This is a genomic window from Streptomyces coffeae (assembly GCF_016741875.1).
GTDB classification, from domain to species: Bacteria; Actinomycetota; Actinomycetes; order Streptomycetales; family Streptomycetaceae; genus Streptomyces; species Streptomyces coffeae.
On the sequence record NZ_JAERRF010000019.1, the window covers coordinates 146,310 to 170,395 of the forward strand.

Annotated in this window: 22 protein-coding genes; 17 read left to right on the plus strand and 5 right to left on the minus strand. The window is 72.2% G+C overall.

Annotated features, from left to right (window positions below; genetic code table 11):
* Positions 1-54: 54 nt before the first annotated feature.
* Positions 55-735: a potassium channel family protein gene (locus JK363_RS28250; protein WP_176180206.1), complete on the minus strand. Its 681-nt coding sequence runs from the start codon at positions 733-735 to the stop codon at positions 55-57.
* Positions 732-1,403 (minus strand): potassium channel family protein, encoded by a 672-nt coding sequence (locus JK363_RS28255; protein WP_201878585.1) that lies wholly within the window; start codon positions 1,401-1,403, stop codon positions 732-734. Before JK363_RS28255 ends, JK363_RS28250 begins: the two co-directional genes overlap by 4 nt.
* A 531-nt stretch (positions 1,404-1,934) precedes the next feature.
* Here JK363_RS28255 and JK363_RS28260 point away from each other — a divergent pair.
* The 8 genes from JK363_RS28260 (at position 1,935) to JK363_RS28295 (ending at position 11,203) form a co-directional block, all read left to right on the plus strand.
* Positions 1,935-3,410 (plus strand): ATP-binding protein, encoded by a 1,476-nt coding sequence (locus tag JK363_RS28260; protein WP_201878593.1) that lies wholly within the window; start codon positions 1,935-1,937, stop codon positions 3,408-3,410.
* Entirely contained in the window at positions 3,407-3,835 is a 429-nt protein-coding gene (locus JK363_RS28265; RefSeq protein ID WP_201878595.1) for a roadblock/LC7 domain-containing protein, read from the plus strand. The genes JK363_RS28260 and JK363_RS28265 overlap by 4 nt, the downstream gene beginning before the upstream one ends.
* Positions 3,832-4,188 (plus strand): DUF742 domain-containing protein, encoded by a 357-nt coding sequence (locus JK363_RS28270; RefSeq protein WP_201878597.1) that lies wholly within the window; start codon positions 3,832-3,834, stop codon positions 4,186-4,188. Before JK363_RS28265 ends, JK363_RS28270 begins: the two co-directional genes overlap by 4 nt.
* On the plus strand, positions 4,166-4,777 hold the full coding sequence (locus JK363_RS28275; protein ID WP_201878599.1) for a GTP-binding protein: 612 nt from the start codon (positions 4,166-4,168) through the stop codon (positions 4,775-4,777). The genes JK363_RS28270 and JK363_RS28275 overlap by 23 nt, the downstream gene beginning before the upstream one ends.
* Before the next feature lie 173 nt (positions 4,778-4,950).
* A complete protein-coding gene (locus JK363_RS28280) occupies positions 4,951-6,243 on the plus strand; it encodes a cytochrome P450 (RefSeq protein WP_236076174.1) in 1,293 nt (430 codons plus the stop codon).
* A 301-nt stretch (positions 6,244-6,544) separates the two neighbouring features.
* Positions 6,545-8,614 (plus strand): APC family permease, encoded by a 2,070-nt coding sequence (locus JK363_RS28285; protein WP_201878601.1) that lies wholly within the window; start codon positions 6,545-6,547, stop codon positions 8,612-8,614.
* A gap of 149 nt (positions 8,615-8,763) precedes the next feature.
* Positions 8,764-10,107 (plus strand): class I SAM-dependent RNA methyltransferase, encoded by a 1,344-nt coding sequence (locus JK363_RS28290; protein WP_201878603.1) that lies wholly within the window; start codon positions 8,764-8,766, stop codon positions 10,105-10,107.
* Positions 10,108-10,252: 145 nt separating this feature from the next.
* Complete coding sequence (locus tag JK363_RS28295) at positions 10,253-11,203, plus strand: CPBP family glutamic-type intramembrane protease (protein ID WP_201878605.1); 951 nt, start codon at positions 10,253-10,255, stop codon at positions 11,201-11,203.
* An 11-nt stretch (positions 11,204-11,214) separates the two neighbouring features.
* Here JK363_RS28295 and JK363_RS28300 read toward each other — a convergent pair whose 3' ends face one another.
* Positions 11,215-11,889, minus strand: coding sequence for a GntR family transcriptional regulator (locus tag JK363_RS28300; RefSeq protein WP_307821895.1), 675 nt, complete (start codon positions 11,887-11,889; stop codon positions 11,215-11,217).
* A 160-nt stretch (positions 11,890-12,049) separates the two neighbouring features.
* On the opposite strand from JK363_RS28300, the gene lhpI reads away from it, so the two are divergent.
* Positions 12,050-13,009 carry a bifunctional Delta(1)-pyrroline-2-carboxylate/Delta(1)-piperideine-2-carboxylate reductase gene (lhpI, locus tag JK363_RS28305; RefSeq protein WP_201878607.1) on the plus strand — a complete coding sequence of 320 codons (960 nt, stop codon included), beginning with the start codon at positions 12,050-12,052 and terminating at the stop codon, positions 13,007-13,009.
* 36 nt (positions 13,010-13,045) lie between these two features.
* Here lhpI and JK363_RS28310 read toward each other — a convergent pair whose 3' ends face one another.
* Positions 13,046-13,570 (minus strand): hypothetical protein, encoded by a 525-nt coding sequence (locus JK363_RS28310; RefSeq protein ID WP_201878609.1) that lies wholly within the window; start codon positions 13,568-13,570, stop codon positions 13,046-13,048.
* Positions 13,563-14,111 (minus strand): ribonuclease FAU-1 family protein, encoded by a 549-nt coding sequence (locus JK363_RS28315; protein WP_201878611.1) that lies wholly within the window; start codon positions 14,109-14,111, stop codon positions 13,563-13,565. Before JK363_RS28315 ends, JK363_RS28310 begins: the two co-directional genes overlap by 8 nt.
* 199 nt (positions 14,112-14,310) lie before the next feature.
* On the opposite strand from JK363_RS28315, the gene JK363_RS28320 reads away from it, so the two are divergent.
* The 8 genes from JK363_RS28320 (at position 14,311) to JK363_RS28355 (ending at position 23,985) form a co-directional block, all read left to right on the plus strand.
* A complete protein-coding gene (locus JK363_RS28320; protein ID WP_201878613.1) occupies positions 14,311-15,474 on the plus strand; it encodes an AAA family ATPase in 1,164 nt (387 codons plus the stop codon).
* Positions 15,475-15,607: 133 nt separating this feature from the next.
* Positions 15,608-15,946 (plus strand): nucleotide pyrophosphohydrolase, encoded by a 339-nt coding sequence (locus JK363_RS28325; RefSeq protein WP_201878615.1) that lies wholly within the window; start codon positions 15,608-15,610, stop codon positions 15,944-15,946.
* Between the two features lie 132 nt (positions 15,947-16,078).
* The gene (locus tag JK363_RS28330) at positions 16,079-16,564 is read left to right on the plus strand and encodes a DUF6099 family protein (protein ID WP_201878617.1); all 486 of its coding nucleotides are present in this window, start codon (positions 16,079-16,081) and stop codon (positions 16,562-16,564) included.
* Positions 16,565-16,582: 18 nt separating this feature from the next.
* Positions 16,583-17,506: an LLM class F420-dependent oxidoreductase gene (locus JK363_RS28335; RefSeq protein ID WP_201878619.1), complete on the plus strand. Its 924-nt coding sequence runs from the start codon at positions 16,583-16,585 to the stop codon at positions 17,504-17,506.
* A gap of 64 nt (positions 17,507-17,570) precedes the next feature.
* Positions 17,571-18,518, plus strand: coding sequence for a homocysteine S-methyltransferase (gene mmuM / locus JK363_RS28340; RefSeq protein ID WP_201878626.1), 948 nt, complete (start codon positions 17,571-17,573; stop codon positions 18,516-18,518).
* Between the two features lie 124 nt (positions 18,519-18,642).
* Entirely contained in the window at positions 18,643-20,286 is a 1,644-nt protein-coding gene (locus JK363_RS28345) for a 3' terminal RNA ribose 2'-O-methyltransferase Hen1 (RefSeq protein ID WP_201878632.1), read from the plus strand.
* A complete protein-coding gene (locus JK363_RS28350) occupies positions 20,283-23,003 on the plus strand; it encodes a polynucleotide kinase-phosphatase (RefSeq protein WP_201878641.1) in 2,721 nt (906 codons plus the stop codon). Before JK363_RS28345 ends, JK363_RS28350 begins: the two co-directional genes overlap by 4 nt.
* 262 nt (positions 23,004-23,265) lie before the next feature.
* Positions 23,266-23,985: a Crp/Fnr family transcriptional regulator gene (locus JK363_RS28355; protein WP_201878643.1), complete on the plus strand. Its 720-nt coding sequence runs from the start codon at positions 23,266-23,268 to the stop codon at positions 23,983-23,985.
* The last annotated feature ends 101 nt before the right edge of the window (positions 23,986-24,086 follow it).

Consider the following 24,086-nt stretch of genomic DNA (forward strand, 5'->3'; position numbering starts at 1 on the left):
GAAGAGGTTCCCGGGGCCCTCGCCCGTGTCACGGCCCGGGGCTCAGCCGCCCCCTCACGGACCGGGGCTCGGCTCCCGGCGCACCGACAGCAGGTCCTCCAGCTGCTCCTCACGGGCCTGCGCCGCCACGAACAGCAGCTCGTCGCCCGCCTCCAGGACATCGTCCTTGTTCGGGGTCAGCACCCGGGTGCCGCGGATGATGGTGACCAGGGTGGTGTCCTCCGGCCACTCCACATCCCCGACCCGGGTCCCGGCCAGCGCCGCCTCCGGCGGCAGCGTCAGCTCGACCAGGTTGGCGTCGCCGTGGCTGAAGCGCAGCAGCCGCACCAGGTCGCCGACGCTCACCGCCTCCTCGACCAGCGCCGACATCAGCCGCGGGGTGGAGACGGCGACATCGACGCCCCACGCCTCGTTGAACAGCCACTCGTTCTTGGGGTTGTTGACCCGGGCGACCACCCGGGGCACCCCGTACTCGGTCTTGGCGAGCAGCGAGACGACCAGGTTCACCTTGTCGTCCCCGGTCGCCGCGATGACCACGTTGCAGCGCTGGAGCGCGGCCTCGTCCAGCGAGGTGATCTCACAGGCGTCGGCGAGCAGCCACTCGGCCTGCGGCACCCGCTCCACCGAGATGGCGGTGGGCGCCTTGTCGATGAGGAGTACCTCGTGGCCGTTCTCCAGCAGCTCGCCCGCGATGGAGCGCCCCACGGCGCCCGCTCCGGCAATGGCGACCCTCATCGGTTGTTCCCCTCCTCGGGTCCCTCATCGAAGGCCGCCTCGACCTTCTCGACCTCGTCGGTGCGCATCATCACATGGACGAGGTCGCCCTCCTGCAACACCGTCTGGGAGGTCGGCAGGATGGCCTCGCCGAGCCGGGTCAGGAACGCGACCCGCACCCCGGTCTCCTCCTGGAGCTTGCTGACCTTGTGCCCGACCCACGAGGGGGAGGTGTGCACCTCGGCCAGCTGCACGCCACCACTGGGGTCGCGCCACAGCGGCTCCGCGCCGGACGGCAGCAGCCGCCGCAGCATCTGGTCAGCGGTCCACCGGACGGTGGCCACGGTGGGGATGCCCAGGCGCTGGTAGACCTCGGCGCGGCGGGGGTCGTAGATCCGGGCCGCCACGTTCTCCACACCGAACATCTCACGGGCCACCCGGGCCGCGATGATGTTGGAGTTGTCACCGCTGCTGACGGCGGCGAAGGCTCCGGCCTCCTCGATGCCCGCCTCGCGCAGGGTGTCCTGGTCGAAGCCGACACCGGTCACCCGGCGCCCGCCGAACCCCGCGCCGAGACGGCGGAAGGCGGTGGGGTCCTGATCGACGACCGCGACGGTGTGGCCCTGCTGCTCCAGGGTCTGGGCGAGCGCGGAGCCCACCCGGCCGCAGCCCATGATCACGATATGCATGCGTCCTACCCCGCACTCCTGATGACCGTGCTGACCTGCACAAACACCCTGCTCACATCTTCCTTCCAGGACCTACGGGGCAACAGCGGGGACACCGTCCCCGCCGCTGGTGCGTCAGCGGGGACGGACTGTCGTCACCGCGGCGCTAGTCCCCACCGTATCCGTACCGATGGGAAAGTTCCCCGGGGCGGTGGAGAGGGCGTCGGGCCAGGGTGGAATACTGATCATTTCCGATAGGGGCGAACTCGTGGAAATGCGGTGGACGATCACATCGGTCCGTGCGGGAGAAGCGGCCCAGGGGTTTTTCCCGAGTCGCATTCGCGTCATCTTCGCCCCGCATCCAGGACCTTCACCGAACCATCACGGCAAATAGCAATAGAGTCCGCCGTGTTCGAACTGTGTTCCGGGCGTCGGACACTCGGTCATGGCGTGGCTAAGATGATCGCCGTTATTCCGTTTCCGGACGGGACATCAGGGTTCTGAATCGTTCCTTCCGCGCCCGGCGCCCGCGTTCTCTGCACGAGGTTCCTGATGACTGATCACATATCGGAGGCGGTGAGCTGGTGCCTGGCCGTCGTCGTCCTGGTCGTGTCGGTGCTGTTGACGCGCCAGCGGCGGATCACCGCAGGCGTGCGCAGGCGCAACGCCACACTCGAAGAAAGCCTGCGGGCCCGGGACGAGGAGGTGCGCCATCTGGTCGATGTCCGGCTCCCCGCCGTCGCGGACGGGGTGAACCTGCCCACCCCGCTGCCGGGGCTGAAGGACGAGAAGCTGGCCGGCACCACCTTCGCGCAGAGCCTGCACGCCGTCATGGAGCAGTTCACACGGGCGGTCGACAAGGCGCAGACGCGGGCCGACGCCTCCGCCAAATCCGCGCTCAAGGCGTCGATGCGCGCCCTCCAGGGGCTCGCCCATGAGCAGCAGGTGTCCATCTCGCAGATGCAGGACCGGCACGACAACCCCGATGTGCTGCGCGACCTGCTGGAGATCGACCACGCCAACTCCCAGTTCGGCCGGCGCGCCCAGGCCATCGCGGTGCTCTGTGGCTCCTGGCCGGGACGCCAGCGGCTGGCCTCCTCGCTGACCGATGCCGTCCGCGGTTCGAAGTCGCGCATCCGCGACTACCAGCGGGTGCAGGTGCACAGCCTGATCGATGTCGCCGTGGTGAGCCGGGCGGTGGAGCCGGTGGTGCTGGCGGTCGCCGAGCTGCTGGACAACGCCGCCCGCCACTCCCAGCCCAACACCAGCGTCGAGGTCAGCCTGCAACCGGTGCACAACGGCGCCTGCATCGTGATCGACGACGCGGGTGTCGGCATGGACGGCCTGGAGGTGCAGCGGGCCGCCACCCTGCTGTCCGGACAGCGCGCCGTGGACGTCTCCCGGCTCGGCGACCCGCCGCAGTTCGGCTTCGCCGTCGTCGGGCTGCTCGCGGCCCGGTACGGCTTCAGCGTCTCGGTGGACACCCGGTCGCCGTACGGCGGGGTGCGCGCCGTGCTGTTCCTCCCCTCCGCGCTGCTCACCCACATCGACGCCGGTACCCGTGGCGCCGCCGGGGCTCCGGAGGCGCAGCAGGCCGCCCCGGCGCAGCCCCTCCCCTCCCGTCCGACCCGCCGTCGCGCCGCGCCCCCGAGCCCGGCGCCCGGATCCGCACCCGCCTCCGCGGGGGTACCGGCCCAGGCCGGGCCCCCCGCCGCCACCTACACCCCCGATCCCGCACCCGCGACGGCCCCACCCGCCGCGGACGAGGCCGCAACCAGCTTCGGTGTGACGGCCGGCGGACTGCCCAAGCGCCGCCGCCGTCAGGCCACCGACACGCCGGGACCGCGGCCGGTCGGCCAGCCCGAGCCGGACACCGGCTCGCACCGGGTCCGCTCCGCCGAGGAGACCGCTCAGCGGATGGGCGCCTTCGCCCGGGGCACCCGCTCCGGCCGAGCGGCTCACCAGGAAAACGCCCCCCACCCTGAGGACGCCGCCCCCCACAGCGAAGAAGGGAATCGCCAGGCATGAACGACCACATGAACAACGAGCTGGGCTGGATGCTCGACGAGGTCGTCAAAATGCCGGAGGCGCGGCACGCGATCCTGCTGTCCGCGGACGGGATGCTGCGGGCGCACTCCGCGGGCATCCCCCGCGACGAGGCGGAGCGTCAGGCAGCCGCGCTCTCCGGACTCCAGTCCATCAGCCGCAGCACCTCCGAGTTCTGCGATCCGCACGAGACCCCGTGGCAGCAGACCCTGGTGGAGTTCGTCGGGGGCTATGTCTTCCTGATCGCCGCCGGACCCGGTGCCTATCTCGCGGTCTCCGCCACCGAGACGGTGGACATGGAGGCGGTCAGCTACCGGATGCAGAAACTGGTCGACCGGCTCGGCAAGGAACTCACCAGTCCGCCGCGGCAGGACATCGGGCGGCAGGGCTTCGGCAGCTCCGCATGAGCCCCGGCCGGCGCGAACGAGGACTGGTACGCCCGTATGTCGTGACCGACGGCCGTGCCTACCCGACCCGCAACACCTTCGACCTGGTGACCCTGGTCCTGGCCCACACCGACCGTCCGCTCTCCGGGCTCAGCCCGGAGAAGCGGCGGGTGATGGAACTCTGCCTCGGCGGTGCGCTCTCCGTCGCCGAGGTCGCCGGTTATCTGGAGCTGCCGGTGAGTGTCACCAAGGTCCTGCTCGGCGATCTCGTGGACAGCGGCCACATCACCACCCGGTCCCCGATTCCCCCCGCCGAGCTCCCCGAGACGCAGCTGTTGCAGGAGGTGCTCGATGGACTCCGCGCTCGCCTCTGAGCAGGCGGTCTATCTGCCCGGAAGTGTGCGGACGGCCGTCAAGCTGCTGGTGGTCGGTCACTTCGCGGTCGGCAAGACCACCTTCGTGGGCTCGCTCTCCGAAATCCGCCCGCTGCGCACCGAGGAGACGATGACGCAGGCCGGAGCGCTGGTCGACGATCTCGCCGGTACCGAGCAGAAGACCACCACCACGGTCGCCATGGACTTCGGCCGGCTCACCCTCAGCGACTCGCTGGTGCTGTATCTGTTCGGCGCCCCCGGCCAGCACCGGTTCACCCGGCTGTGGAAGGACATGACCCAGGGCGCGCTGGGCGCGCTCGTCCTCGCCGACACCCGCCGGCTGGAGCAGTCCTTCCCGGTGATGTCCGTACTGGAGGAGCAGGGCCTGCCGTACGCGGTGGCCGTCAACCGCTTCGAGGGGTCGCCGGTCTTCGCCGAAGAGGAGATCAGGGAGGCGCTCGATCTGCTCCCCGAAACCCCCCTGGTGGTCTGCGACGCCCGCAACCGGATCTCCTCCACCCGCGCCCTGATCGCCCTCGTCCAGTACCTCCAGGCCCTCCACACCCGCACCCCGCAGGAGAAAGCGTGACCTACAGCTCAGACGTCGGGGCCGGCCCGGGAGCCGTACCGCCACCGGGGTGCCCCGCGCACACCGGCGGCCCGGCCCAGGGGAGTCTTGCCGGTGGCCGGGGCGCATCCGTGCCGCTGTACGGGGCCGACTTCGCCGCGGATCCGCACGCCTTCTACGCGCGGCTGCGGGCCATGGGACCGATCGCGCCGGTCGAGCTCTCCCCGGGGGTCGGGGCGTACCTGATCACCAGCTACTCCCTGGCGCTGGAAGTCCAGCGCGACACCGAGCGGTTCGCCAAGGACCCGCGCAACTGGCGGGCGCTGGCCGAGGGCGAGGTGCCCCAGGACTGCCCGGTGCTCCCGATGCTGATGTACCGGCCCAATGCCCTGTTCACCGACGGCGAGGAGCACGCCCGCTTCCGCGGGGCGATCAACGACAGCCTCGGCCGGGTGGATGTGCACGCGCTCAGCGACTTCGTGGAGCGCAGCGCGGATGTGCTCATCGACGCCTTCGCCGGGAGGGGCGAGGCCGATCTGCTGAGCGAGTACGCCGCGATCATCCCCCTGCTGGTGTTCAACCAGCTCTTCGGCTCCCCGCCGGAGAAGGGGCGGGAGCTGGTCCGCGCGGTGACGGGGCTGTTCGACGTCGACCACAAGTCAGCGCGGGCCAACGAGGAGATGCTGGGCTACATGGCCGAACTTGTGGCCGTCAAGCGCCGGGAGCCGGGCCCCGATGTCACCTCCTGGATGATCGCCCATCCGTCCCGGCTGACCGACGAGGAACTCATCGAGCAGATGGGGCTGCTGCTGGCGGCCGGTACCGAACCCCAGCTGAACCTGATCGCCAACGCGCTGCGGCTGCTGCTCTCCGACGACCGGTTCGCCGGGGAACTGTCCGGCGGCAGCCTCCCGGTCCAGGACGCGCTGGACGAGGTGCTGTGGTCCGACCCGCCGATGGCGAACTTCGGCACCCGGTTCGTCCGGTACGACGTCGAGGTGGGCGGGGTGCGGCTGCGCAAGGGCGATGCCGTCCTCACCAGTTTCGCCGCGGCCAACACCGACCCCCAGCTGACCTCCGTCGGCCGGCTGGGCAACCGCGCTCATCTGGCCTGGAGCGTGGGCCCCCACCGGTGCCCCGCCGAGAGCCCGGCGCGGGTGATCGCGTCGGTGGCGATCGAGAAGCTCCTCGACCGGCTGCCGGACCTGGAACTGGCCGTTCCGGCCGAGCGGCTGGCCTGGCGCACCGGCCCCTTCGCCCGCGCTCTGGTGGCGCTGCCCGTGCGCTTCCCCGTGGTGGCCCCTCCGCAGCCGGTGCCCGCCGCGATGCCGACCGTGGCCTCCGCGCCGCCGCCCGCCCCCGCGCCGCCGCCCGCCCCCGCGCCGTCGGCCCCGGCGGCCGGGACCCCTGGGCCGGAGCAGCCCGCGCCCAGTACCGCGGGCCCGCGCCGTCTGTGGGGCTTCCTCGGGACGTGGTGGCGCGGGTAGTAGACCGCCGTCGTACCACCGGGGAAGCGGGCGGTGGCGCCGCCGCCGGGCGGACGTGAGCTGTACGACATTCCGGCCCGTCACCGCGCTTGCGAGCGCACCCTCCCGCACGGTGTGCGGGAGGGTGCCCCGGAGCGCCGTCCCGCACGCCCGGAAGCGGTCGAATCGGGTCCTTTCCGGCGGTCACCGCGGGCTTCCTGTGCCGTTGTCCCGGCCGCGCCACCGCCCGCCGCGCGCCCCCGCCGAAGGAGCGGGGTGGGCGGGTGGGCGGCGGCAGTAGCTACCGCTTACGATCCTCTGCGTGTCCAAACTGACCGACCTCCCGAAACGGATCCTGATCGGGCGGGCGCTGCGCAGCGACAAGCTGGGGGAGACCCTTCTCCCGAAGCGCATCGCGCTCCCCGTCTTCGCCTCCGACCCCCTGTCCTCCGTCGCGTACGCGCCGGGGCAGGTGATGATCGTTCTGTCCGTGGCGGGGGCGTCGGCCTACAGCTACAGCCCGTGGATCACGATCGCGATCATCGTGCTGATGTTCACCGTGGTCGCCTCGTACCGCCAGAACGTCCACGCGTATCCCAGCGGAGGCGGTGACTACGAGGTCGCCACCACCAACCTCGGCCCCAAGGCGGGGCTCACCGTCGCCAGCGCCCTGCTGGTCGACTACGTGCTGACGGTGGCGGTGTCGATCTCCTCCGGTGTGGAGAACCTCGGCTCGGCCGTCCCCTTCGTCGTCGAGCACAAGACGCTGTGCGCGGTCGGCATCATCCTGCTGCTGACACTGATGAACCTGCGCGGGGTGCGGGAGTCGGGCAAGCTCTTCGCGATCCCCACCTACGTCTTCGTCGGCGGCGTCTTCGCGATGATCATCTGGGGCGCCTACCGCGGGCTGGTCCTCGGTGACGACATGAAGGCCCCCACCGCCGGTTACGAGGTCCACGCCGAGCACACCGGGCTGGCCGGTTTCGCGCTGATCTTCCTGCTGCTGCGAGCCTTCTCCGACGGCTGTGCCGCGCTGACCGGTGTCGAGGCGATCAGCAACGGTGTGCCCGCCTTCCGCAAGCCCAAGAGCCGGAACGCGGCGACGACGCTGGCGCTGATGGGCGGCCTGGCCGTCGCCATGTTCGTCGGCATCATCTCGCTGGCCCTGGCCACCGACGTCAAGATGGCCGAGGACCCGGCCCGTGACCTGCTGGACAAGGGGGTCGCACTCGGCTCCGACTACACCCAGAACCCGGTGATCTCGCAGGTCGCCGCCGCCGTCTTCGGCGACGGCTCGATCCTGTTCGTGGTGCTGGCCGCGGCCACCGCGCTGGTGCTGTTCCTGGCCGCCAACACGGCGTACAACGGCTTCCCGCTGCTCGGCTCGATCCTGGCCCAGGACCGTTATCTGCCCCGCCAGCTGCACACCCGCGGCGACCGGCTCGCGTTCTCCAACGGCATCGTGCTGCTGGCCTCGGCCGCGGCGGTCCTGGTCTATGTCTACGGCGCCGACTCGACCCGGCTGATCCAGCTCTACATCGTCGGTGTCTTCGTCTCCTTCACCCTCAGTCAGACCGGCATGGTGCGGCACTGGAACCGCCATCTGGCCACCGAGCGGGACCCGGCGGCGCGCCGGCGGATGATCCGCGCCCGCGCCATCAACACCTTCGGTGCCTTCTTCACCGGTCTGGTGCTGGTCGTGGTGCTGCTGACCAAGTTCACCCACGGCGCGTGGGTCGCCCTGCTGGGCATGTTCATCTTCTACGTCACCATGACGGCGATCCGCCGCCACTACGACGGGGTCTCCGAGGAACTCGCCGCCGCCACCGAGCAGCTCGACGAGGAGGAGGTGCGCCCCTCCCGGGTGCACTCCATCGTCCTGGTCTCCAAGGTCCACAAGCCGACACTGCGCGCCCTGACCTACGCCAAGCTGATGCGCTCCCACCGGCTGGAGGCAGTGAGCATCAGCGTCGACCCCGCCGAGACCAAGGCCCTCCAGACGGAGTGGCACGAACGCGGTATCGACGTCCCGCTGAAGATCCTCGACTCCCCGTACCGCGAGATCACCCGGCCGGTCATCGACTACGTCAAGGGCCTGCGCCGGGAGAGCCCGCGCGATGTGGTCTCGGTGTACATCCCCGAGTACGTGGTCGGACGCTGGTACGAGCATCTGCTGCACAACCAGAGCGCGCTGCGGCTCAAGGGACGGCTGCTGTTCACCCCGGGCGTCATGGTGACCTCCGTTCCCTGGCAGCTGGACTCCTCGGAGCTGGCCCGTAAGCGGGCCCGCAAGCGGGCCGAGTGGAACGCGCCGGGCGCGGTGCGGCGCGGTCCGGTCACCCCGCCGAAGGGCGAGCGGACGGGCACCAAGTCGCAGACCCCGGGACGCTAGGGCCCGGGAGACCGGTGCGCCACCGGCGGCCGGAGCGGGGGAGGGGCGGCGGCACGTAGACTGGTGGGCTGTTGTCCCACCGCCGGGCCGCGCCCCGCGGCCGGGCCGCTGTCCCACCGCCCCTCATACCTTCAGGAGCCGAGCCCGCCATGCACCGTGAACCCAAGGCGTCGCTGGTCGGCGAGGAGTACGAGGTCGAGGTCGGCCCGGTGGCCCACGGCGGCCACTGCATCGCCCGCACCGAGGAGGGTCAGGTCCTCTTCGTCCGGCACGCCCTGCCCGGTGAGCGGGTCGTCGTCCGCGTGACCGAGGGCGAGACCGGCGCGCGCTTCCTGCGCGCCGACGCGGTGCGGGTGCTGGACGCCTCCAAGGACCGGGTCGAGGCGCCGTGCCCGTTCTCCGGACCGGGCCGCTGCGGCGGCTGCGACTGGCAGCACGTGGCCCCCGGAGCCCAGCGCCGGCTGAAGGCCGAGGTGATCATCGAGCAGCTGCGCCGGCTCGCCGGGCTCACCCCCGAGCAGGCGGGCTGGGACGGCACCGTCGAGCCCGCGCCGGGCGACAAGGTGTCCCGCGGTGAGGTCCCCGCCTGGCGCACCCGGGTGCAGTACGCCGTCGACGAGCAGGGGCGGCCCGGGCTGCGCCGCCACCGCTCGCACGAGGTCGAACCGGTGGACCACTGTCTGATCGCCGCGCCCGGCGTCACCGAACTCGGCGTCGAGAAGCGCGCATGGCCGCAGATCGAGACGGTGGAGGCGATCGCCGCCACCGGCTCCTCCGACCGTCAGGTCGTCCTCACCCCGCGCCCCGGCGGCAGGCTGCCGATCGTCGAACTGGACCGGCCGGTCTCCGTGTTGCGGGTCAGTGAGTCCCGTGGCCGGGACCGGGCCCGGATGGTGCACCGCGTCCACGGCCGCCCCTTCGTCCGTGAGCGCGCCGCGGGCCGCACCTGGCGGGTCGGTGAGGGCGGCTTCTGGCAGGTCCACCCCAAGGCGGCGGATCTGCTGGTCGAGGCCGTGATGCAGGGACTGATGCCGCGCAAGGGACAGACCGCGCTCGATCTGTACTGCGGTGTCGGACTGTTCGCGGGCGCGCTCGCCGAGCGGGTCGGGGAGAGCGGCGCGGTGCTCGGTATCGAGTCCTCCAAGCGTGCGGTGGAGGACGCCCGCCACAACCTCCAGGACTTCGACCGGGTCCGGATCGAGCACGGCAAGGTCGAGCAGGTGCTGCCGCGCACCGGAATCACCGAGGCCGATCTGATCGTGCTGGACCCGCCCCGCTCGGGCGCGGGCAAGGAGACCGTGACCCGGCTCGCGGGCATGGGCGCGCGCCGGATCGCCTACGTCGCCTGCGACCCGGCGGCGCTCGCCCGCGATCTGACGTACTTCGCCGCGGCGGGCTATGTCCCGCGCCGGATGCGGGCGTTCGACCTCTTCCCGGTCACCCACCACGTGGAGTGCGTGATGATCCTGGAGCCGCGCCGCGAGGACGGCTGACCCGCGCCCCGTCCTGGTGGGCCGAAGGATGTAGTGCGCTTTCCCCCTTGCGCAGGAGCCCGCGCTCCGTACCGCCGGTGAGGATGACTGGGTGCGGCACTCGGTACGGGTGCCGCGTCCGGGCCGGACACGGGGGAGTGGACAGATGGTGGAATCCAGGCGCGGTAGGCCCGGCGCCTCACGCATGGGGGCGTTGGGCCGGGCGCTGACCGGCGGGCTCATCATGGCGACGGCGCTGGGCGCCGGTACCGGGCTGGGTCCGGCCGCCGCCGACGCCGTGGGGGCGTCGGGACTGGTGGCGCGACTGATACCGGCGGCGCTCGTCACGGCCGTCGCGCTCTCGCTGGTGGCCGTGGCGTACCGGGGGCGGTCGCCGCGGCGGCTCGGGTTCGGCGGGCCGTGGGCGAGCGCGGGCGCCTTCCTGACCGGGGTGGGCGCCACGGCGGCAGCGGCGGCGCTCGTCCTGGGCACGGCGACGGCCGGGGGTCTGCTGCGCTGGTCGGACCCGGATCCCGGGGCGCTGGCCGGATTCCTCGCCTCGAACGCGGTGGTCGCGTTCCTGCTGGAGGCGCTGCCGGAGGAGACGACCCTGCGCGGCTACACCTGGACCTCGCTGCGCGGACGGTTCGGCGGGACGGTCACCGCGCTGGCCACCACAGCGGTCTTCCTGCTGGTCCCGGGGGCGTCAACGGTCGTGGAGGCCGGGGCGGCGCGGCTGGTCGGCGAGGACGCGGGGCCGGTCGGCATCGCGCCGGACGGGCAGAACCCGGTCGACTACCTGATCCTGATCGTGGTGTTCGGGCTGACCCTGGTCGCGGCGCGGACGGCTCTCGTACGGGCTCCGCTGTGGACCTCCATCGGCGTCCATCTGACCTTTCTGACCATCAACCGGATCGCCCTGGAGGGCGACAAGCGCCACGCGGGCTGGTACGTCGAGCACGGCGCGGGGGACGCGGGGCTGCTGGTGCCGGTGTATCTGCTGGTCGTCGCGGCCGGGTTCGCGCTCTGGGGACGGCGGACACGTCGGCGGCGCCGGGAGGGAACGGCGTACGCGGCGGACGTGCGTGGCCCGGCCACGGTCGGCGCGGTGCGCTGACGGGCTCGGCGTCAGCCGGAGTCCGGTGCGTCGGGGCGCGCCCAGTCGGCGCGGACGTGGCGCAGATGTTCCTGGAGCAGGCCCGCCAGCCGGGCGGTGTCCCGTTCGGCGACGGCGGCCAGGATGGCGCGGTGCTCACCGGCCGCGCCCCCGAGTGATCCGCGGGCGGCGAGCGCCTCCAGACCGTACAGCCGGGTCCGGTCGCGCAGCGCGGCGACCGTGTCGACCAGGCGCTTGTTGCCGCCGAGGGCCAGCAGTTCGAGGTGGAAGCAGCGGTCGGCGTCGAGGAGCCGGGGGACGTCGCGTGCCTCGGCGGCGGTCTCGATGTCCGCCGCGATCGACTCCAGGCGGCGCAGATCCTCCGGTCCGGCGTGGGCGGCTGCCTTGAGGGTGCCGGGGATCTCCAGGAACAGCCGCATCTCGTGGATCTCGTCGAGGTCGTGCTCGCTCATCGGGACGACGCGGTAGCCGCGGTTGCGGACGGGCTCCATCAGGCCCTGGCTGACCAGGGTCAGCATGGCCTCGCGCACCGGACTGCTGGAGACGCCGAGCCGGGTCGCCAGGGCCGCCGCCGAGTAGATGTCGCCGGGGCGGATCTCACCGGAGACGAGGGCCTGCCGCACCATCGCGAGGATCTGGTCGCGCAGGCTGGTGCGGTGCAGCGGTGCGGATTCCGGCTGGGTCACCTCTGCCTCTCCTCCGTCCCTGTCATCTGCCCGTGTGCCACCGGCCCTTGACTTCGGGGGCGAGGGGGTTGCATCGTACCCGGCAGTGGTAGCCGGTAACCGATTACTTGTGGGTAGCGCAATGCCCCCGATCCCTCAGCCGCCTCATGCCAAGGACGCCATGCTGCACTTCACCGCCGAGGACACCGTCCGTGCGCTGCCGTTCGACGCGCTGGTCCCCGCGCTGCGCCAGGGGTTCGCCCGTGGTGCGCACGCCCCGGCTCGGCACCACCACACCCTGGACGAAGCGAGCAACGCCACCCTGCTCCTCATGCCGTCCTGGACGACCCGGGGAACCTGGGCCGAGGGCGACTTCGTGGGCGTCAAGCTGGTCAACGTCTTCCCCGGCAACGCCGACCGGGGGCGCCCGGCGCTGTCCTCCGCCTACCTCCTCGCCGGCGCCGAAACCGGTGAACACCTCGCGCTGATCGACGGCAACGAGCTGACCCGGCGCCGTACGGTGGCCACCTCCGCGCTCGCCGCCTCCTTTCTCGCCCGTCCGGACAGCGCGACCCATCTGGTCATCGGCGCGGGGCATGTCGGCAGCCTCGCGGCGGCCGCGTACCGCAGTGTGCTCGACATCCGGACCGTGCTCATCCATGACCGCACCCCCGCACGAGCCGAGGCGCTGGCCGAGCGTCTGCGCGCCGAGGGCATGGACGCGCGGGTGGCGCCGGACCGGGCCGAGGCCGCGGCGTCGGCCGATGTCATCAGCTGCGCGACCCTGGCCACCGAGCCGGTGGTGCGCGGCGAGTGGCTGCGGCCGGGCACCCACCTCGATCTGATCGGCAGCTTCCGGCCCACCATGCGGGAGGCGGACGACAGCTGTGTACGGCGCGGCTCCGTCTACCTCGACACCCCTGTCGCTCTGGAGGAGTCCGGCGATCTGACCGAGCCGATCGCCTCCGGTGCGCTGGGCCGGGACGCCGTGGTGGGCACCCTGCCGCAGCTGTGCCGGGAGGAGGTGCCCGGCCGCCGCGACAGCGAAGAGATCACCGTGTTCAAGTCCGTCGGCAGCGGGCTCGCCGATCTCGCGGCGGCGGCACTGGTCTACCGCGGAGCGGGGGCGTCGGCCGCGTGAGGTGCCCTGCGGTGAGGTGCCCCGAGTGAGGTGCCGTTACACCTCGTGCAGGGCGGTCCGCGCCGCGTCGACGAACTCCGTCAGCGCCTGCCAGAACGGCCGGTAGGCGCTGTCGAAGCGGCCCGCCGCCTCCGCGTCCCCGGAGCGCATCGCGCTCAGGGCCCGGTGGAACGGACCGGTCGCCTTCTGGAGCGCGTTCGCCGCGGTGGCCACCGCGGCCGGCCCCTCCAGCTCCACCACCCGGACGCAGCGGCGCAGTTTGCCGTACTCGTCGCGCTCGCGCTCGGCCAGTTCGTGCAGGGCCTCGGGGCGGCGCCGAGCCTCGCCGGTCCGGTCGGCCGCGGACACCTCCCAGTACAACTCGCCGATGCCATGGGCCTGTTCGATGAGGTCGAGATAGGCCGTGCGTCTGCTGTCGCGCAGCCGCTCCGCCCGCTGGGCGAGCGCCGCGGTGTCCGCCTGTATCCGGGCCGCGCGGGTGTTGCCGCGGCTGGTGACCCAGCTGGCCACGACGGCGGTGCCACCGGTGAGGGCGGCGATCCAGAAGGTGCTGTCAGCCACGGCCGCGCCGCGCCGCGCCCTCGGTCAGCAGGGTGTCGAACCCGCCCTCGCGCGCGAGCCGTTCGAGGTCGTCGAGGGCGCCGCGGGCCCGCTCGGCGGCGGCCGGGTCGCGCTCGGCGAGTCCGCTCTCCAGGAACTCGTCCTCGTCCAGCCGCAGCACGGCCGTCCGGTCCGCCGAGACCCACAGGTCCAGGTCGAGGTCGGTGACGACCAAGGTGTCCGGCTCGACGACGGTGGGCCGGGTGATGTCGCAGTACCAGCCCTTGAGTTCACCGGAGGCCGACCGGACCTCCTTGACCGCATACCAGCGGTCGCGCCAGTAGTGCTCGGTGAAGACGTCACCGCTCTCGAAGCGGACGAAGCCGAAGTCGCGGACCGCCGCACCGGCCCAGGGGGCGCGCACGGTCACCCGGGTTCCGTCGTCGGCGACCACGGTCGCGGGGTAACGGACGTCGGGGCGGGGATGTTTGACCAGTCTGACCGTGATCTCACCGCCCGGTGCCAGGATGCCGGGCGCCGTCGTGATGTCCGTGCCGCTCATGGTGTGCTCGTTCTCCCCGTGCCGCTCGTCGCTGTTGCCGTCGTCGAGCTTTCCGTACGCATGGTCACATCGGCCACTCCATTTCCCGGAGGATCTGCCTGCGCAGAGTCATCTTCAGTAACCGCCCTTATCCCCCGATGGTAGGAAGATACGGAAGGCGTAACGGTTCGCCGGTATATTCCAGGGATATGTTCCGGGCATGAGCGCATCGGGGCTGCTGCCCAGGACCGAACTGCGGCCCACCGTCTCCGAGTTGAGGCTGTCGGCCTTCAAGAGGCACCGCCGTGCCGCCTTCCCGCTGGGCCCGCTGACCCTGATCTCCGGTCCGAGCGGCAGCGGCAAGTCCGGTGTGCTGGAGGCGTACGCGGCGCTCGCGCGGCTCGCGGGCGGCGCCCGGCTCCCGGAGGTGTTCCCCGACCCGGCGGCGTACATCCCGCGCTGGGCACGCCCGGACCGGCAGGGGCGGCGCGGCTTCCGGATCGGCTGCACGGTGGACGGCCCGGTCGGGCCGGTGCGGCTGGATGTCGCCGTGCAGGCCGAGCCCGAGCTGCGGATCGTGGGCGAGCGGCTGACCGGCGCGGGGGAGACCCTGCTGGAGACGGCGCTGCGTGACCCGGGGCGGCGCTGCGTCCAGGCGGCCTGGCACACCGCGGGGGCGGTCGCGGTCACCCGCGCTCCGCTGCCCGACGACCGGCTGGCCACCTCGCTGCTGCCGCTGCGGGTGGCGGGGACCACGGAGGGACAGCGGCTGGCGCTGTCCGCCGCCGAGCAGGTTGTCATCGCGCTGCGCTCGGTCTTCCCCTGCGATCCGAGGCCGGAGCGGATGCGGGCACCGGTGCCGCCGCGCGACGGCCGGTTACGCGGCGGCTGCGAGAATCTGGCGGCGGTGCTGCGACGGACCAGCCGGGAGTGCGGCAGCCGGCACGCGGCGCTGGTCGCGGCGGTCCGCGCGGGGTGTGCTGGACCGGTCGAGGGCCTGGTGACGGAGGGGCGCGCGGACGGGGTGGTGCGCGCCCTGCTGGAACAGGGCCCGCTGGGGCCCATGCCGGTGGAGCGGCTGGGGGACGGCGAGCTGCGGTACATCGCGCTCGCGCTGGTGCTGCTGACCGGACCGGGGGTGCTGGCGGTGGACCCCGCGACCGATGTGCTGCCCGCGCGTCAGGTGCTGACGGTGCTGGCCGACGGGTTCGACCGTTGTCTGGACCGGCGGCAGGCCCGGGAGCTGCTGGGGGTGGCGGCCCGGATGTGCGCACGGGGGCACATCCGGCTCGTGGGCACGGTGGGGGCGGTGGGGGATGTGACGGGGGCGCTGGGGGGCGCCCCCGTCACGGTGGTAAACCTGGGGCGTGAGCGAGTCTGCTGAGAGCCAGTCCCCCGGGAACCAGCCGCCGGGGAGTCAGTCTGCTGAGCGCCGGTTCCCTGAGAGCCGGTCGGCCGGGCGCCGGTCGCCCGAGAGCCGGTCCCCCCAGCGTGGGGATCGATCCGACGGCCTCGATGTGGCGGGGTTGCAGCGCAGGCTGGCCGCCTTCGCGGCGGCGCGCGACTGGCAGCAGTACCACACCCCCAAGAACCTCGCGGCGGCGCTGAGCGTCGAGGCGTCGGAGCTGGTGGAGATCTTCCAGTGGCTGACGCCGGAGCAGTCGGCACGGGTGATGGAGGACGTGGGGCAGGCGGCCCGGGTCGAGGACGAGGTCGCCGATGTGCTGGCCTATCTGCTCCAGTTCTGCGAGGTGTTGGGGGTCGACGCGCTCAGCGCGCTCTCCGCGAAGATCGACCGCAATGAGGGACGGTTCCCGACGACGGCTGCCACGCGCCCCGTTCATCACTCTCAGTAGTGAGTAGGTTATCCACAACGCAACTGTTGTCAACAGATTCCTGAATTCCCCTAGCTTTTCGGCCTGTTAGTCATCACTCTGGGTAGTGGAGGAGTGACGGGTGCGAGAAGTCCGTTGAGAGGGGAACGGGGCATGGACGCGATGCGGCTGATCGGTGTCACGCGGCACGCCCTGGCCAAGGCCGGGAGCGTGCACGACATCGTGGCCGAAGCCTGGCAGGTCCAGGCACTGGCAGAGGCGGTCGGCGGATATTTCGTGGTCAGCGGCCCGGCGGCGGCGCGGGCCGAGGCGCGAGGGCTGTGCGAGGCGGGTGGCAGGGCGCGGGGAGCCCTCTTCCACCCCGCGTTGCACCACCCCGCGTTGCACAGCGGCGGTTTACGGGCCGCGCAGCTGTCGGAAGTGAGGGATCCCAAAGCGGTGCTGCTCGCGCTGGGGGATCTGCTCGCGGAGGCGGGCTTCGCCCTGGTCGGGGTGGCCTCCAGCACCGAGGAGGAGGCGCTGTACTGGCAGTGCGTGGAGGCGATCGACGCGGCGGACGAGGCCAGGGACCGGGTGCACGGCATGCTCAGGCACCTCACGGTGCGGGAATGGGGTGGAGAGTGGGGCGGCGCGGCATGACGAGGCAGGATGGAGCGCATGGATCTCCGCATCTTCACCGAGCCCCAGCAGGGGGCGACCTACGACACCCTGCTGACCGTCGCCAAGGCCACCGAAGCCCTGGGCTTCGACGCTTTCTTCCGCTCGGACCACTATCTGCATATGGGCGATGTCGATGGGCTGCCGGGCCCGTCCGACGCGTGGATCACCCTGGCCGGGCTGGCCCGAGAGACCCGGCGGATCCGGCTCGGCACCCTGATGACCGCCGCCACCTTCCGGCTGCCGGGCGTGCTCGCGATCCAGGTGGCGCAGGTCGACCAGATGTCCGGCGGGCGGGTCGAGCTGGGCCTGGGCACGGGCTGGTTCGAGGAGGAGCACCGGGCCTACGGGATTCCGTTCCCGAAGGACAAGTTCGCCCGGCTGGAAGAGCAGCTGGAGATCGTCACCGGTCTGTGGGAGACACCGGTCGGCGAGACCTTCAGCTACGACGGCGCCCACTACCAGCTGGTCGACTCGCCCGCGCTGCCCAAGCCCGCCCGGAACAGGCCGCCGGTGCTGATCGGCGGTCATGGGGCCACCCGCACCCCGCGGCTGGCCGCCCGGTTCGCGGATGAGTTCAATATCCCCTTCGCCTCGGTCGAGGACAGCGTGCGGCAGTTCGGGCGGGTGCGGGAGGCGGCCGAGGCCGCCGGCCGCAAGGGGGACGACCTGGTGTACTCCAATGCGCTGGTGGCCTGCGTCGGCAAGGGCGACGCCGAGGTCGCGCGGCGGGCCGGGGCGATCGGCCGGGAGATCGATGAGCTGAAGGCGAACGGACTGGCGGGCTCCCCGGCCGAGGTCGTCGACAAGATCGGCCGCTATGCGGAGGCCGGAGCGTCCCGGATCTACCTCCAGATCCTGGACCTTGACGATCTCGACCACCTGGAGCTGATCTCCTCCCAGGTCCAGGCCCAGCTGGGCTGACCGGCCAACCGGCCCACCCCGCTGACCGGCCGGCTGGCCGACCGCACCACCAGGAGCGCCTGTGATGTCCGCTCGTTCGATGACCCTCGCCACCGCGCTGGAAGGCCGCACACCGCTGGTCCTCGACGGTGGGCTGTCCAACCAGTTGGAGGCGCAGGGCTGCGATCTGTCCGACGACCTCTGGTCGGCCCGGCTGCTCGCCGACGACCCCGGGCAGATCGAGGCCGCACATATGGCCTATGTGCGGGCGGGCGCACAGGTGCTGATCACCAGTAGCTATCAGGCGACTTACGAGGGGTTCGCACGCAGGGGGGTGAGCCGGAAGGAAACGACGGAGCTGTTGCGGCGCAGTGTGCGACTGGCCCGGAGTGCGGCCGAGCGGGCGGGCGGCGGGGAGCCGGGTCCGGCCGGTGCCCCGGGAGCCGGTCCGGCGTGGGTGGCCGCGTCCGTCGGCCCGTACGGCGCGATGCTGGCGGACGGCAGTGAGTACCGCGGGCGCTATGGGCTGGGAGTGGAGGAGCTGGAGCGGTTCCACCGGCCCCGGATCGAGGTGCTGGCCGGAGCCGGACCGGATGTGCTGGCGCTGGAGACCGTGCCGGACCTGGACGAGGCGGTGGCGCTGCTGCGGGCCGCCGAAGGATGCGGACTGCCGGTCTGGCTGTCGTACACCATCGCCGGGGAGGCCACCCGGGCCGGACAGCCTCTGGGTGAGGCGTTCGCCCTGGCCGCCGGGAACGACCAGGTGATCGCTGTGGGCGTCAACTGCTGTGCGCCGGAGGACGCCGACCGGGCCGTGGAGATCGCGGCCGACACCACGGGAAAGCCGGTGGTGGTCTATCCCAACAGCGGAGAGGAGTGGGATGCCGGAGCACGTGGCTGGCGGGGGCGGCCGACGTTCGGCGCGGCCCGGGTGCGGGCATGGCGGGACGCCGGGGCGAGGCTCATCGGCGGCTGCTGCCGGGTGGGACCGGACCGGATCGCCGAGTTGAGCGCCGTGCTGGGTGAGCGGTGACAGCCTGCTGAGCGCCGTGGGGGTGAGCATCGGATGCCGAGTTGAGCGCCATGGGGTGGGAGCCGTGGCCGTCGTGCTGAGAAAGCATTAGCAGCCCGCCCGCCGTGCGGTGATACTCGGACGGGTGTTCTTGACGATAACCACCACCGGCACTGACGAGAGCCCCGCGACCGACCTCGGGTTTCTGCTGCATAAGCACCCCGACAAGGCGCAGCGGTTCTCCACCTCCCATGGCACGGCACATGTTCTCTACCCCGAGGCGACCGCCCAGCGCTGCACCGCGGCGCTGATGCTGGAGGTGGATCCCGTGGCGCTGGTGCGGCGGGGCCGGGGCAAGGGCCGGGGCGGCGCGCCCGACTCCGCGCTGGCGCAGTATGTCAACGACCGCCCGTACGCCGCCTCCTCGCTGCTGGCCGTGGCGCTGAGCAGCGTCTTCTCCAGCGCGCTGCGGGGGCAGTGCAAGGCGCGGCCCGAGCTGCCGGAGCGGCCGCTGCCGCTGCGGATCGAGGTGCCCGCGCTGCCTGCCCGCGGGGGAGCCGAGCTGGTCCAGCGGCTCTTCACACCGCTGGGGTGGGCGGTGACGGCTGAACCGGTGGCGCTGGACGAGGAGTTCCCGGAGTGGGGTGACTCCCGGTATGTCCGGTTGGTGCTGGAGGGTGAACAGCGACTGGCCGACGCGCTGCGCCATCTGTATGTGCTGCTGCCGGTGCTGGACGACGCCAAGCACTACTGGGTCGCCCCGGACGAGGTGGACAAGCTGCTGCGGTCCGGCGAGGGCTGGCTGGAGGGCCACCCCGAGCAGCGGCTGATCACCAGCCGCTATCTGACCCGCCGCTGGTCGCTGACGCGCACCGCGCTGGAGCGGCTGGAGCTGGCCCGGCTCGCCGAGGCGGATGACACCGAGGTGGAGGAGATCGACAACGCGGTGGCCGAGACCACGGCCGAGTTCGCGGGCGAGTTCGCGGGCGAGTCCGCGGAAGAGGAGGACGGGACGCAGAAGACCGAAGGAGGTGTGAGCGGCGAGACGACGGAGGCCGCCGGGAAGCCGGTGCCGCTGGCCGTACAGCGGCGCGAGGCGATCCTCGACGCCCTGCGCGGGACCGAGTCCGCCCGGGTGCTCGATCTCGGCTGTGGCCAGGGCCAGTTGCTGGCCGCCCTGCTGAAGGACGCTCGGTTCACCGAGATCGTCGGTGTCGATGTCTCGATGCGCGCGCTGAACGAGACGGCGCGGCGGTTGCGGCTGGACCGGATGTCCGAGCGGCAGTCGACCCGGCTGAAACTGATGCAGGGTTCGCTCGCGTACACCGACAGCAGGCTGCGCGGCTATGACGCGGCGGTGCTCTGCGAGGTGATCGAGCATGTGGATCCGCCGCGGCTGCCCGCCCTGGAGTACGCCGTGTTCGGTGCCGCGCGGCCCCGGGCCGTCGTGGTGACCACGCCCAACGTCGAGTACAACGTGCGCTGGGAGACCCTGCCCGCCGGGAAGGCGCGCCATCCCGATCACCGCTTCGAGTGGACCCGGGAGGAGTTCCGGAGCTGGGCCGGTGAGGTCGCGGAACGCCACGGCTACACCGTGGAGTTCCGTCCCGTCGGCCCCGACGACCCCGAGGTGGGACCGCCCACCCAGCTCGCCCTGTTCCGCTTCGGCGCCGACGGTACGAAGACCGACGGCACGAGCACCGACCGCACCAGCACCGACGACAAGCGCACCGACCACAGCACCACCGAGACCACCAGCACCACGACCGCGAAGGAGGCGGCCGCATGACCGACGCCGACGTCAGCACCGTCAAGCGCAGCCTCGCCGTGCCCGACCTGTCCCTCGTGGTCCTCGTCGGCACCACCGGCTCCGGCAAGTCCACGTTCGCCCGGCGCCACTTCCTGCCCACCCAGGTCGTCTCCTCCGACGTCTGCCGCGGGCTGGTCGCCGACGACGAGAACGACCAGAGCGCCACCCCCGACGCCTTCGACCTCCTCCACTACATCGCGGGCAAGCGGCTGGCGGCCGGGCGGCTGACCGTCGTGGATGCCACCAACGTCCAGTCCGAGGCGCGTCGCAGCCTCATCAGGCTCGCGCGCGAACACGACGTCCTCCCCGTCGCCATCGTCCTCGACGTCCCCGAGGGCGAATGCGCCCGGCGCAACGCGGTGCGGCCCGACCGCGCCGGCATGCCCGCCCATGTCATTCCGCGCCAGCGGCGTGAGCTGCGACGCTCCCTGAAGTCCCTGGAGCGCGAAGGCTTCCGCAAGGTGCACATCCTGCGCGGCTCCGAAGAGGTCGAGGCCGCCGAGATCACCACCGAGCGCCGCTACAACGATCTGCGCCACCTCACCGGTCCGTTCGACATCATCGGTGACATCCACGGCTGCCGTTCCGAGCTGGAGACCCTGCTCGGCAAGCTGGGCTACGCCCTGCGCCGTGACGAGCGCGGCCGCCCGGTCGACGCCGCCCACCCCGAGGGCCGTACCGCGGTCTTCGTCGGCGACCTCGTCGACCGCGGGCCCGACAGCCCGGGGGTGCTGCGCCTGGTGATGGGGATGGTGGCCTCCGGCGCGGCGCTGTGCGTCCCCGGCAACCACGAGAACAAGCTCGGCCGTTATCTCAAGGGCCGCAAGGTCCAGGTCACCCACGGCCTCGCCGAGACCGTGGAGCAGCTGGAGCGGGAGCACACCGAGGACCCGGAGTTCGGCGACCGCGTCCGGGTCTTCATCGAGTCGCTGGTCAGTCACTACGTACTGGACGGCGGGGCACTGGTGGTGTGCCACGCCGGGCTGCCCGAGAAATACCACGGCCGCACCTCGGGCCGGGTCCGCTCGCACGCGCTGTACGGGGACACCACCGGTGAGACCGATGAGTTCGGCCTGCCCGTGCGCTACCCCTGGGCCGAGGACTACCGGGGCCGCGCCGCCGTCGTCTACGGCCACACCCCGACCCCCGTGGCCTCCTGGCTCAACAACACCATCTGCCTGGACACCGGCTGTGTCTTCGGCGGCCGGATGACCGCGCTGCGCTGGCCGGAGCGGGAGCTGGTGGACGTTCCGGCCGAGCGGATCTGGTACGAGCCGGTCAAACCGCTGACCAACGAGGCGCCCGGCGGCGCCCAGGGCCGTCCGCTGGACCTGGGCGATGTGCAGGGGCGCCGGGTGGTGGAGACCCGGCACATGGGCCGGATCGCGGTCAAGGAGGAGAACGCCGCGGCGGCGCTGGAGGTCATGAGCCGCTTCGCGGTCGACCCGCGGCTGCTCGGCTATCTCCCGCCCACCATGGCGCCGTGCGCCACGTCCTCGGAGGACGGCTATCTCGAGCACCCGGCCGAGGCGTTCGCCGCCTACCGCTCCGACGGGGTGCGCGAGGTGATCTGCGAGGAGAAGCACATGGGCTCCCGCGCGGTGGCCCTGGTCTGCCGTGACGACACGGTCGCGCGGAAGCGCTTCGACGCGCCGGACGGGGTGTCCGGCATGGTGTACACCCGCACCGGGCGCCCGTTCTTCGACGACCCGCGGCTGACCGGGAAGATCCTTCGACGGCTGAGCCGCGCCATCGACAGCGCCGGTCTCTGGCAGGAGCTCGACACCGACTGGCTGCTGCTGGACGCCGAGCTGATGCCGTGGTCCCTCAAGGCCGAGGGGCTGCTGCGCAACCAGTACGCGGCGGTCGGCGCCGCCTCGCGCGCCGTCCTCCCCGGTGTGCTCACCGCGTTGGAGAACGCGGCGGCGCGCGGTGTCGAGGTCTCCGGCCTGCTCGGCAAGCAGCGTGAACGAGCGGTGGACGCGGCCGCGTTCACCGAGGCGTATCGGCGCTACTGCTGGCCGGTCGGCGATCCGCAGCGCGGGTGGCCTGGCGAGGAGCGGGAGGAGCCGAGGGGCCGCCGCACGGTCGGATCGCGGGGCACGGACGGTCTGGACGGCATCCGGCTGGCCCCGTTCCAGATCCTGGCGGTCCAGGGCCGCAGCCTCGCTGCGCTCCCGCACGACCAACAGCTCGCGATGATCGACCGGATGGTCGAGGCCGAGGGGCTGGATGCCGACGCGAACAACTCCATCTGCGCCTACGTCCCGACCTATGTGAACCGGCTGCTCGCCCCCACTCGCCGTCTGGTCGTCGACACCGAGGACGACGCGTCCCGCGCCGCCGGTGTCCAGTGGTGGCTGGACCTGACGGCGGCGGGCGGCGAGGGCATGGTCGTCAAGCCGCTCCAGGGCTTTGTGCGCAAGGGCGACGGCCGACTGGTCCAGCCGGGCGTCAAGTGCCGTGGCCGCGAGTATCTGCGCATCATCTACGGCCCGGAGTACACCCGTCCGGAGAACCTGGACCGGCTGCGTGTGCGCCACCTCGGCCACAAGCGCTCGCTGGCGCTGCGGGAGTATGCGCTCGGCCTCGAGGCGCTGGACCGGCTGGCCGACGATGAGCCGCTGTGGCGCGTCCACGAGGCGGTCTTCGCGGTGCTCGCGCTGGAGTCCGAGCCGGTGGACCCCCGCCTCTAGGGTCCTCTTCAAAGGGGGCCGCCCGGCCTTGCCACCCGCGCGCCCCGCCAGGCCGCCGGAGCTCGCCCCGCCGCGGGCTCCGGCGGCCCTGGCGGCCCCGGCGTACTGCCCCCCCCCGGGGCCGGGCGCGGACGCGGACCATTGACGTGACCGTGTCGGCTGCCTAGCGTGCTGCTCGATCCCATCGTTCTCCATTCCATCGATCTCCATCCCACCGGTTCTCCGCGAGCGTGACGACCAACGAGCAGAGCGGGGAGGGCGGATGAGTCTCTTCGAGGACGGACGGCCGTTCCTCCACGCGCTTCCCGCCGACGACCGGCGTGCGCTGCTCGCCCTCGGCAGCCCCCGGGTCTACGACCCCTCCCAGGTCGTGCTGCGCGAGCACGACCGCACCACCTTCGTCGTCGCCATCACCTCCGGCTGGGCCACCGTCTCGGTGGAGACCGAGCGCGGCGTCCGGCTGATCCTGGCGCTGCGCGGAGCGGGCGAAGTCGTCGGGGATCAGGCCGCGGTGGACCACGGCTCGCGCAGCGCCACCGTCACCGCGCTCGGCCGGATGGAGGCGGTCGTGGTCTCCGGCGACCGGTTCCGCGCCTATCTGGCCGCCCGTCCGGTGGCCACCATGCTGATTATGCGTCAGTTCAGTTCCCGGCTGCGCAGCTCCGACGGTGAGCGGCGCTCGCTGGCCTCCGAGAAGGTGTTGCAGCGGCTCGCCGCCCGGCTGGTCGAACTCGCCGAGCGCACCGGCCACTCCGGTCCCGGCGGCGCCATCACCGTCGATCTCCCGCTGCCCCAGCACGACATCGCCGCCGCGGTGGGCTCGACCAGGGAAGCGGTCGCCAAGGCGCTGCGGCTGCTGCGTGACCAGCGCGTCGTGCAGACCGCCTCGCGCCGCTTCGTGGTGATGGACCTCGGACTGCTGCGGCTGTTGGCCGAGGGGCGCGCGACGGGTGAGCAGATCCCGGCACGCCCCCGCGATTGAGCGCGGGCGCGTACGCCCCGGCCTGTTCCGCGACTGTGTAAACGGCTACAGCCCCCGCACCGCTCCCCGGGCACGCTGGACACGCACGGGGGAGCCGGACC